General features: G+C 74.3%; 10 protein-coding genes. 7 read left to right on the top strand and 3 right to left on the bottom strand.

The genetic code is table 11. The features are described from left to right. Nucleotides 1-139: 139 nt before the first annotated feature. A complete protein-coding gene (locus tag ACZ7GZ_RS06940; protein WP_471021595.1) occupies nucleotides 140-1,564 on the top strand; it encodes an amidase in 1,425 nt (474 codons plus the stop codon). Between the two features lie 88 nt (nucleotides 1,565-1,652). Here ACZ7GZ_RS06940 and ACZ7GZ_RS06945 read toward each other — a convergent pair whose 3' ends face one another. Then, the gene (locus ACZ7GZ_RS06945) at nucleotides 1,653-2,081 is read right to left on the bottom strand and encodes a hypothetical protein (protein WP_471021597.1); all 429 of its coding nucleotides are present in this window, start codon (nucleotides 2,079-2,081) and stop codon (nucleotides 1,653-1,655) included. Beyond that, nucleotides 2,078-2,881 carry a helix-turn-helix transcriptional regulator gene (locus tag ACZ7GZ_RS06950; protein WP_471021598.1) on the bottom strand — a complete coding sequence of 268 codons (804 nt, stop codon included), beginning with the start codon at nucleotides 2,879-2,881 and terminating at the stop codon, nucleotides 2,078-2,080. Before ACZ7GZ_RS06950 ends, ACZ7GZ_RS06945 begins: the two co-directional genes overlap by 4 nt. Nucleotides 2,882-3,029: 148 nt before the next feature. Here ACZ7GZ_RS06950 and ACZ7GZ_RS06955 point away from each other — a divergent pair, with 148 nt between their 5' ends. Together ACZ7GZ_RS06955 and ACZ7GZ_RS06960 are read left to right on the top strand one after the other, a co-directional pair. After that, on the top strand, nucleotides 3,030-3,443 hold the full coding sequence (locus ACZ7GZ_RS06955; RefSeq protein WP_471021600.1) for a cupin domain-containing protein: 414 nt from the start codon (nucleotides 3,030-3,032) through the stop codon (nucleotides 3,441-3,443). Nucleotides 3,444-3,783: 340 nt separating this feature from the next. Further along, entirely contained in the window at nucleotides 3,784-4,230 is a 447-nt protein-coding gene (locus ACZ7GZ_RS06960) for a type II toxin-antitoxin system PemK/MazF family toxin (RefSeq protein WP_471021601.1), read from the top strand. Nucleotides 4,231-4,257: 27 nt separating this feature from the next. Here the strand turns inward: ACZ7GZ_RS06960 and ACZ7GZ_RS06965 are convergent, their stop codons facing one another. Beyond that, complete coding sequence (locus tag ACZ7GZ_RS06965) at nucleotides 4,258-5,097, bottom strand: TIGR02452 family protein (protein ID WP_471021604.1); 840 nt, start codon at nucleotides 5,095-5,097, stop codon at nucleotides 4,258-4,260. A 289-nt stretch (nucleotides 5,098-5,386) separates the two neighbouring features. Here ACZ7GZ_RS06965 and egtA point away from each other — a divergent pair, with 289 nt between their 5' ends. The 4 genes from egtA to egtD are packed head-to-tail and all read left to right on the top strand — an operon-like array spanning nucleotide 5,387 to nucleotide 9,814. Next, nucleotides 5,387-6,736, top strand: coding sequence for an ergothioneine biosynthesis glutamate--cysteine ligase EgtA (gene egtA, locus ACZ7GZ_RS06970; RefSeq protein WP_471021605.1), 1,350 nt, complete (start codon nucleotides 5,387-5,389; stop codon nucleotides 6,734-6,736). Further along, the gene (gene egtB, locus ACZ7GZ_RS06975; RefSeq protein ID WP_471021606.1) at nucleotides 6,733-8,079 is read left to right on the top strand and encodes an ergothioneine biosynthesis protein EgtB; all 1,347 of its coding nucleotides are present in this window, start codon (nucleotides 6,733-6,735) and stop codon (nucleotides 8,077-8,079) included. The genes egtA and egtB overlap by 4 nt, the downstream gene beginning before the upstream one ends. After that, a complete protein-coding gene (gene egtC / locus ACZ7GZ_RS06980; protein WP_471021608.1) occupies nucleotides 8,079-8,858 on the top strand; it encodes an ergothioneine biosynthesis protein EgtC in 780 nt (259 codons plus the stop codon). Before egtB ends, egtC begins: the two co-directional genes overlap by 1 nt. Beyond that, nucleotides 8,855-9,814 (top strand): L-histidine N(alpha)-methyltransferase, encoded by a 960-nt coding sequence (gene egtD, locus ACZ7GZ_RS06985; protein WP_471021609.1) that lies wholly within the window; start codon nucleotides 8,855-8,857, stop codon nucleotides 9,812-9,814. The genes egtC and egtD overlap by 4 nt, the downstream gene beginning before the upstream one ends.

Genomic DNA, 9,814 nt, shown 5'->3' on the forward strand with positions numbered 1-9,814 from the left:
CCGAGCCCGGCATCCGCCCCGGCACCGCCGCAACGCGGGCGACCGCCGTCGCAGACATCCACGCGAAAACCGTACGCCCGCCGCCTTCCGACGTTACCGTTCGGTAGACATCGTTCTGCGGAGCATCCCGGAGGTCGCCATGCCGCACGACCACCGCGCCGGTCTCGTGGAGACCCGGCGTGCGCTCGCCGAGGGAGAGGTGAGCTCCCGTGCGCTGGTGGAGCAGGCGCTGACCCGGATCGAGGCCACGCAGGGCACGTTGAACGCCTTCCGGATCGTGCGGGCCCGGGCCGCGCTCGCCGAAGCCGAGGCCGCGGACCGGGAGCTGGCCGCCGGGGCACGGCGCCCACTGCTCGGGGTGCCGGTGGCGGTGAAGGACGACATGGACGTGGCCGGTGAGCCGACCGCGTTCGGCTGCCGGGGTGCGTTCCCGCCGGTCACCGAGGACGGGGAGGCGGTACGGCGGCTGCGCGCGGCCGGTGCCGTGATCGTCGGCAAGACGAACACATGCGAGCTGGGGCAGTGGCCGTTCACCGAGGGAGCGGCGTTCGGGGAGACCCGCAATCCCTGGCACACCGGGCACACGCCCGGGGGTTCGTCCGGGGGCTCGGCCGCCGCCGTCGCCGCCGGGCTCGTCCCCGCCGCGCTCGGCTCGGACGGCGCCGGCTCGGTGCGCATCCCGGCCTCGTGGACCGGGCTGATCGGCATCAAGCCGCAGCGCGGCCGTATCTCGACCTGGCCGCGCGGCGAGTCCTTCCACGGCATCACGGTCAACGGCACCCTCGCCCGGACCGTCGCCGACGCGGCCCTGCTGCTGGACGCGGCGAGCGGCAACCACGACCGGGACCCGCACCGGCCGCCCGCGCTGACCGTGGCGGACGCGGTCGGGCGCGACCCGGGCCGGCTGCGCATCGCCCTGTCCCTCAAACCGCCGTTCACCGCCGTACCGGCCCGGCTGCACCCGGAGATCCGTGCCCGGGTCGTCGAACTCGCCGGGAAACTCGCGGCGTTGGGGCACGATGTCGAGGAGGCGGATCCGCCGTACGGACAGATCGGGCTGACCTTCGTGCCGCGCGCCACCGCCGGTATCGCCGACTGGGTCCGCGAGGCCCCCGACCCGGCGCTGCTCGACCCGCGCACCCGGGACGCGGCCCGGCTCGGCCGGCTGCTCGGCGGGGCGCCGCTGCGGGCGGCCCGGCGCGCGGAGGCGGTGCTGCACCGCCGAATCGACGGGTTCTTCGGGCGTTACGACGTGGTCCTCGCGCCGACGACGGCCGCTCCCCCGCCCCGGATCGGCGCCCTGTACCGGCTGCGGCGCGGGCTGGCCACGGACCGCGCGATGATCGCCGCCTGCCCGTACGCCTGGCCGTGGAACGTGCTGGGCTGGCCCGGCGTCAACGTGCCCGCAGGATTCGTCGGTGACGGTCTGCCGGTGGGCGCGCAGCTGCTCGGACCCGCCCACAGCGAACCGCTGCTGGTGTCCGTCGCCGCCCAGCTGGAGGCGGAGCTGCGCTGGCACGAACGGTGGCCACCGGAGCCGGCCCCGACATCACGGACCGCCTGAGGCCGGTCTCCTGGCGACCGACAGGCGTGCGCCTGCCCTGTGTCCCCCCGGTCGGTGAACTGCGGGCCCGGTCGGCGACCTCGGGCCGTCACACCGCGAGCAGGCCGGCTCCCAGGGCGATCAGGGCCACGACCTTGAGCGTTTCCAGCCCCACGTACCAGAAGTGGCTGCGGGAACGGGGCAGTTCCTCCCCGGCGAGGATCCGGTCGGACCGGCGGTTGAGGGAGGGCCGGACCACGGCCAGCTGCGCGAGGAGCAGCAGCGCGACGACCGCGGTCAGAGCCGTGATCCCGGCCGGGGCACCGCCCAGGGCGAGCGCGGTGATCACGACGACGGCCAGCGCCGCCTCCACGGCGTTCAGCGCGCGGAAGACCAGCCGGCCTATGCCGAGGCCGACGGGGATGGTCACGCCCGGTGCGCGGAACTTCAGCGGGGCCTCCAGGAAGGAGATCGCCAGCACCATGCCGAGCCAGACGAAGGTGACCGCGCTCGCGGTGGCGGCGGACGTGGCGTTCATCGGTGCGGGCCCTTCTCCGCCGGGGCCGGCGGGTGGAGTTCGGTGGGAGTGGTTCCTCGGTCGCGGGCCGGATCGGCGCTGCGGCGCACGGGCCGGCGGCCCGAGTGCGCCTGTCGACCCGGTACGGGCCGGGCGGCGGTGGTCTCGGCCAGGTGGGCCACACAGGAGCCGGGGTCCGCGAAGGGCTCCAGGCCGGTTGCCGTCAGCGGGGCGTCCAGCCGGGCCAACGCGCCCTGTATCAGCCCCAGATGGAGCGGGCACACCACCTGTCCGTGTTCCTCGGCGAGTTCCAGGAAGGGGCAGTGCCGCAGCCGGATCCGCCGGGGCGGCCCGCCGGTCCCGTCGGCGCCTTCCGGCTGCGGCGCGAAGCCCAACTCGCCCAGCAGTGCGAGAAGTGCGGCCACCGAACGCCCGGCGGTCGCCTCCTCGGACGGTGGGGGCGGGTCCACGAGGAAACCACCCCACGCCCGGCCCGTCTCCATCGCCTCCGTCCGCGCCGTCGCCGGATCGGCGGACGCCCACCGGCTGAGCAGGATGCGGGCCAGGAGCCGGTAGTCACGCGTGCCGCCGCGGTCCATACCCGGACGCGGGGTGTAGACGGTGCGGGGCCGGCCGGGTCCGGAGGACGCCTCGGCCCGGCGCTCGACCAAGCCCTCGGCCGCCAGGGCGTCCAGGTGGAAGCGCACCGTGTTGGGGTGGACGCCGATCCGCTCGGCCGTCTCCGCGACGCCGAGCGGTGAGGGGGCCGCGCGCAGTACGTCCAGCACCTCTCGGCGGCGCGGGCTTTCCCGCGTGGTCATGTCCGGACCCCTCCCACCTGCGCCTATTTTTTACGAATCCTACATGGATAAATTGTAGGGTGGGTAAGGACGAGGAGTGGGTACCGCCATCCAGGGACATCCGGGGACAGGACGTCCAGGGACACGGAAGAGCCGAGAGGATCACCAGATGACGTCGCGGTCCGCGATCGACACGGGGCCGGCCGGCCACACCGCGGCGCAAGCACGCGTGCTGTGCGACACCCGGGCGCTGGCCGAGGCTCCGCCGGTGCCGGGCGGAGTGCTGTGGAAGCTGGCCGAGAGCGGACGGCAGCTCGACGCCAACGTGGTCCGGCTCGCCCCGGGCGACCGGATCACGGCCCACACCGAGCAACAGCTGGATGTGATGGTTCTGGTCGTGTCCGGGGGCGGCGTCCTCGGCGCGGGCCCCGCCGACGAACCCGAGCCGCTCGCCGAGGGCGCCCTGGTCTGGCTGCCGCACGGCGCGCCGCGCAGCATCACCGCCGGTGAGGCGGGACTGACGTATGTGACCGTGCATCAGCGCCGCCCGGGCATGTGGATCGGCACGCGCCCCGACGCCTGACCGCCCGCACCGGCCACGCCCGCACCGCGCTAGACGGTCACGCCGCACTCGACCAGCGGCGTGCCGCCGGCCGGTGACACCGGCTCCGCTGCGGGCAGTTGACGCCTCCCCCGAGTGTCTCGAGGTTCTCGGGCAAGGCCGGGCGGCACGGGTGGGGCTGAGGGTGACCCTTGGGGCCGAGACGCCGCTCGCGCGCGGTGCCCCCGCCCCGCTCGGCACCTTCACCGCCCGCCGCGTTCCACCAGCGCAGCCGCGGTCTCCGCCGGCCCGGCCCGGTCGGCACAACGCGCGAGCGGCGGGCGCCTCCTGCGCTCCGGGTGCGGCCCACTAGGGTGCCTGCGTGACCACGTTTACCGATGAGAACGTCCCCGGCCGGTACGGCCGCCACGCGACCACCGAGGCCGACCCGCGCGGGGTCGGCCGGGTGCGCACCGAGTACTCCCCCGCCCACGACGGCGACCCGGACCCCGGTGAGATCGTGTGGACCTGGGTGCCGTTCGAGGAGAACGACGGCCGGGGCAAGGACCGCCCGGTGCTGGTCGTCGCCCGGGAGGCGGCCGGCACGTTCCTCGCCGTACAGCTGTCCAGCAAGCGGCACGACGGCGACCGGGAGTGGGTCGCGATCGGCAGCGGGCCGTGGGACCGGACCGGCCGGGATTCGTGGGTGGACGTGGACCGGGTGCTGCGGCTGCACGAGGAGGGCATGCGCCGTGAGGCGTGCGCCCTGGACCGGATGCGGTTCAACCTCGTCCGGCAGCGGCTGCACGAGCGCTACGGCTGGACCTGACCGGGGCAGGGCCCCTCGGCCCGGCCCTCAGCGGAACGCCCGGGTGAACGCCTCCCGCACCACCGCCTCCGGCGTCCGGTCCAGCACCCCGAACACCACGTGCTCGAAGGTCCGGGCGAACCGGCCGCCGGGGCCGAGCAGCGCCCGGAAAGCTCCCGCGACCTGCGCCGGGTCGTTCTGGAACACGCCGCATCCCCAGGCGCCGAGCACCAGGCGGCGATAGCCGTGGGCGGCGGCCGTCTCCAGCACCCGCTCGGCCCGTACCGCCAGGGCGCCCGGCAGTTCGGCGGCGCGCTCCGGTTGCGTACGCCGCACGACGCCCGCGTTGGGGGCGGCCGCAGTCAGAAAGCCGGCGCGGTACGGCTCGGCCAGCAGCCGGCCCCGGTCGTCACGGAAGACCGGGACGGCCGGTGAGTGGATCACCCGGTCCGTGTAGAACGGGTCGCGGTGGGCGCGGTGGTGGTCGTAGAAGGAACGGGCCGTCAACAGGCAGGTGTACAGGGCGGAGGCGCGGCACAGAGCCTCCTCCTGGGCCTGCGCGCCGTTGAGGTAACCGCCGCCCGGATTGCGGGCGGACGCGAAGTTCAGCACGGAGACCGGAGCGCCGGCCAGCCGGCGGGCGGCCTCCAGGCTGCTCTCCCCGGTGACCTCGAAAACGGTGTCGCCCCCGAGCGCCGCGGCGGTGCCGGCGCGGGTCCCGTCCGTCTCCGGTACCGGAACCGGTTCCGGACCGAAGGTCCGCGTACCGCGCCGCGCGGCCTCGATCTCCGCCGCGAGGGACACCTCCCGGCCGTCCGGCGCGCGGTACCGGCCCGCCGCCACGATTTGTTCCGTCTCCGCGGCGATCCCGCGCAGGCGCGCGCTCACGGCGCCACCCCCGTGGGCGCCGCGACCGCGTCCTGCGCGGTCTCCCCCGTCGTGCTCATGCACGCATCCTGGGTGATGCTGGTGATGCGGTGCAACGGAGTTTTCCCGCCCCCCGGAACCGCCCGGAACAGCCCGGAAACGCATACGGAAACGGAGATGACCGATCCGGAACGTCCGCCGGGGCACCCTTGTGCGAATCGGCCCGAGGGTCTTGGGTGGAATCCGTTCCTGCCCGGCCCGACGCTCGAACCGGGCCGGTGGCATGGTGGAATCTCAGGAGGATCCCGACATGTCCGATTCACAAAGTGACGGTGGCGGCTGTACGGACCACCGCACCGCCGTCACCGAAGCCGAGGTGGAGGCCCTGGTCCGGGGCATCTGCTTCAAGACCGGGCCGCCGCGTGCCCTGGGTGTGGAGCTGGAGTGGCTCATCCATGAGCTGCGGATGCCGCAGCTCCCTGTGACACCCGAACGACTGAAAGCGGTGTACGCCGCGCTGCGGGCCGTGCCCCTGCGGTCGCCGCTCACCGTGGAACCCGGCGGCCAGCTGGAGCTGAGCTCGCCGCCCGCCGCCTCCCTGATGGAGTGCGTCGGCACCGTCTCCGCCGACCTGGACATCGTCCGCGCCGTCCTCGCCGAGCACGGTCTCGGTCTGGTCGGCATCGGCCACGACCCCTGGCACACCCCCCGCAGGTTCCTGCACGAGCCGCGCTACGACGCGATGGAGACCTGCCTGGACCGCACCGGCCCGGCGGGCCGCCACATGATGTGCACCTCGGCCTCGGTCCAGGTCTGCCTGGACGCCGGCCATGAGGAGCCAGGCCCGCTCGGTCACGAACGGCGCTGGTGGCTGGCCCATACGCTGGGAGCGGTCCTGGTGGCCGCGTTCGCCAACTCCCCGCTGCTCGGCCGCGAGCCCACGGGCTGGCTGTCCACCCGGCAGCTGCTGTGGATGGAGATCGGCACCGGCCGCGCGGGCGCTCCCCCGCTGGACGGCGACCCGCGGGCCGCCTGGGCCCGGCACGTGCTGGACGCGCCGGTGATGTGTGTGCGCCGGGACAGCGGGCCGTGGGAGGTGCCCGAGGGGCTCACCTTCCGGGAGTGGACCCGTTCCCGGTCGCCCCGGCCGCCCACCCGGGCGGACCTCGACTACCACCTGACCACCCTGTTCCCGCCGGTCCGGCCGCGCGGCCATCTGGAGCTGCGGATGATCGACGCGCAGCCCGGCGACGACGGCTGGATCGTGCCGCTCGCGGTGACGACGGCGCTGTTCGACGATCCGGAGGCCGCCGAGACGGCGTACCGGAGCGTGAAACCCCTCGCGGAGCGGGCCCTGAACCTGCCCGCTCCGCACAACCCGCTGTGGACCGACGCGGCCCGGCGCGGGCTCACCGACCCGGAACTGCGCGAGGCCGCGGACCTGTGTTTCGCGGCGGCGCTGGAGGCCCTGCCCCGGCTCGGCGCCACCGCCGGGGTGACGGCAGCGGTGGCCGCGTACCGGGACCGCTATGTCGCCCGGGGCCGCTGCCCGGCCCACGACCTGCTGGACCGGCTGGACGGCGGCGACCCGCCCCCCGCCCGGTCCGTCCGCACCGGGGGCACCCCCACCGCCCGCAGGAGGAAGGACATCCGCACATGACCGCCCCCGAGACCGACACCGCGACGGCCGAGGCGGCCGAGGCGGACGCGGAGGCGCTGCGGGAGCGCGCGCTGGCCTCGCTGACCACCGCCCGCGCCCGCACCACGCTGCTGACCAGTTGCGTCGAGGACCCGGACCTCACCGCCCAGCACTCACCGCTGATGTCCCCGCTGGTGTGGGACCTCGCCCACATCGGCAACCAGGAGGAGCTGTGGCTGCTGCGGGCGGTCGGCGGCCGGGACGCCATGCGCCCCGAGATCGACAGCCTGTACGACGCCTTCGAGCACCCGCGCGCCGAGCGGCCCGCACTGCCGCTGCTGGCGCCCTCCGAGGCTCGCCACTACGCCGCCGAGGTCCGCGGCCGGGTCATGGACCTGCTGGAGAAGGCGGACTTCCACGGCACCCGGCTGACCGAGGCCGGATTCGCCTTCGGCATGATCGCCCAGCACGAACAGCAGCACGACGAGACCATGCTGATCACCCATCAGCTCAGGAAGGGCCCGCAGGCGCTGACCGCCCCGGACCCGGAGCCGGCTGCGCTGTTCACCGGTCCTGCCGAAGTCCTGGTCCCCGGCGGCCCGTTCACCATGGGCACCTCGGCCGAGCCGTGGGCGCTGGACAACGAACGCCCGGCACACGCCCGTGAGGTGGCACCGTTCTGGATCGACACCACCCCGGTGACGAACGCGGCGTACCAGGCGTTCATCGACGACGGCGGCTACGACACCGAGCGCTGGTGGGCCCCGGAGGGCTGGACCCACATCAGGCAGCACGCGATCACGGCCCCGCTGTTCTGGCGACGGGACGGCGACCGCTGGCTGCGGCGCCGTTTCGGGGTGACCGAGGCGGTCCCACCGGACGAGCCGGTCGTGCATGTGTGCTGGTACGAGGCCGACGCCTACGCCCGCTGGGCCGGGCGCCGGCTGCCCACCGAGGCGGAGTGGGAGAAGGCCGCCCGGCACGACCCGGCCACCGGCCGCTCGATGCGCTACCCGTGGGGCGACGCGGACCCGGCGCCGGAACACGCCAACCTGGGCCAGCGGCACCTCAGGCCCGCTCCCGCCGGCAGCTACCCGGCCGGCGAATCCCCACTCGGCGTTCGGCAGCTGATCGGCGACGTGTGGGAGTGGACGGCGAGCGACTTCCTGCCGTACCCGGGGTTCCGGGCCTTCCCGTACAAGGAGTACTCGGAGGTGTTCTTCGGCTCCGACCACAAGGTGCTGCGCGGCGGTTCGTTCGCCGTGGACCCGGTGGCCTGCCGGGGCACGTTCCGCAACTGGGACTATCCGGTCCGGCGGCAGATCTTCTCCGGGTTCCGCACCGCCCGCTCGGAGGCCGTCTGATGTGCCGGCACCTGGCCTATGTGGGGCCCGAGGTACCGCTCGGCCGGATCCTCGTGGAGCCCGAGCACAGCCTGCTGCGCCAGTCGTGGGCGCCCCGGCGGCAGCGCTACGGGACGGTCAACGCCGATGGTTTCGGGGTGGGTTGGTACACACCGGACGATCCGGTGCCGGCGCGCTACCGGCGTGCGGGGCCGGTCTGGGCGGACCTGTCCTTCGCCGACCTGGCGCGGGTGGTGCGCTCAGGCGCCTTCCTGGCCGCGGTAAGGGACGCGACGCTCGCGGGCGCGGACGCCGAGGCCGCCGCGGCGCCCTTCGCCTCGGGCCGGTGGCTGTTCAGCCACAACGGCGCCGTCCCGGGCTGGCCCGAATCCGCGGCCCCGCTGGTGTCCGCGCTGCCCCCGGTCGAGCTGCTGTCGCTGCAGGCCCGTACCGACTCGGCGTTCGCGTGGGCGCTCGTCCTGCACCGGCTGAGGTGCGGTGACGAGCCGGAACAGGCCCTCGGTGAAACGGTCCGCCGGCTGGCCGAGGCAGCCCCCGCCTCCCGGCTCAACCTGCTGTTGACGGACGGCGCGACGATCACCGCCACCGCCTGGGGCGACAGTCTCTGGTACCGCACGGAGCCGGGCCGGAGCACGGTCGTCGCCTCCGAACCGTACGACGACGATCCGCTGTGGCAGGAGATCCCCGACCGCACCGTGCTCACCGCGAGCCGCGCCGGCGTGCTGCTCGCACCGCTGGAGGATCCGGCGTCCGCACCAACGAAGGAGCCCTGTACGTGAGCCCCTTGCTTGTCACCCGCACCCTCCCCGAGGACGCGACGGACGCCGCGCTGCGCGCCGACGTCCTGCACGGCCTCACCGTCCAGCCGAAGTGGCTGCCGCCCAAGTGGTTCTACGACGCCCGCGGCAGCGAGCTGTTCGAGCAGATCACCGAACTGCCCGAGTACTACCCCACCCGCGCCGAGCGGGAGATCCTCGCCACCCGGTCCGCCGAGATCGCCGCGGCGAGCGGTGCCCGTACGCTGGTCGAACTCGGCTCGGGCTCCTCGGAGAAGACCCGCTACCTCCTCGAGGCGCTCGCGCCCGCGGCGTACGTCCCGGTCGATGTCAGCGAGAGCGCCCTCACCCAGGCCGGCAAGGCACTGGTCGCGGACCACCCGGACCTCGCCGTCCACGCGCTGATCGCCGACTTCACCGCCCCGCTGGCCCTGCCCGCCACCCCCGGGCCCCGGCTGCTGGCCTTCCTCGGCGGCACGATCGGCAATCTGCTGCCCGACGAGCGTGCGCGGTTCCTGGCCTCCGCGCGCGCGCTGCTCGCGCCGGGCGACGGGCTGCTGCTCGGCACGGACCTGGTCAAGGACGAACGGGTGCTGGTCCGGGCGTACGACGACGCCGCCGGGGTGACGGCCGCGTTCAACAAGAACGTGCTGGCCGTCGTCGACCGCGAACTGGGGGCCGACTTCGACCCGGACGCCTTCGACCACGTGGCGCTGTGGGACCCCGAGCGGGAGTGGATCGAGATGCGGCTGCGCTCCCGTACCGCGCAGACCGTGAAGGTGCCGGCGCTGGACCTCGCCGTGGACTTCGCGGCGGGCGAGGAGCTGCGCACGGAGGTGTCGGCCAAGTTCCGCAAGGAGGGCGTGACCGCTGAACTTGCCTCCTCGGGACTGGAGTTGACTCACTGGTGGACGGACGCGCAGGGCCGCTTCGCACTGTCGCTGAGCGTCGTGCGGTGA

This window comes from Streptomyces sp. NPDC037288 (genome assembly GCF_055603265.1).

Coding starts and splice junctions, on each gene's coding strand:
- ACZ7GZ_RS06940 (WP_471021595.1), top strand. CDS start 140: ATGCCGCACGACCACCGCGCCGGTCTCGTGGAGACCCGGCGTGCGCTC.
- ACZ7GZ_RS06945 (WP_471021597.1), bottom strand. CDS start 2,081: ATGAACGCCACGTCCGCCGCCACCGCGAGCGCGGTCACCTTCGTCTGG.
- ACZ7GZ_RS06950 (WP_471021598.1), bottom strand. CDS start 2,881: ATGACCACGCGGGAAAGCCCGCGCCGCCGAGAGGTGCTGGACGTACTG.
- ACZ7GZ_RS06955 (WP_471021600.1), top strand. CDS start 3,030: ATGACGTCGCGGTCCGCGATCGACACGGGGCCGGCCGGCCACACCGCG.
- egtA (WP_471021605.1), top strand. CDS start 5,387: ATGTCCGATTCACAAAGTGACGGTGGCGGCTGTACGGACCACCGCACC.
- egtB (WP_471021606.1), top strand. CDS start 6,733: ATGACCGCCCCCGAGACCGACACCGCGACGGCCGAGGCGGCCGAGGCG.
- egtC (WP_471021608.1), top strand. CDS start 8,079: ATGTGCCGGCACCTGGCCTATGTGGGGCCCGAGGTACCGCTCGGCCGG.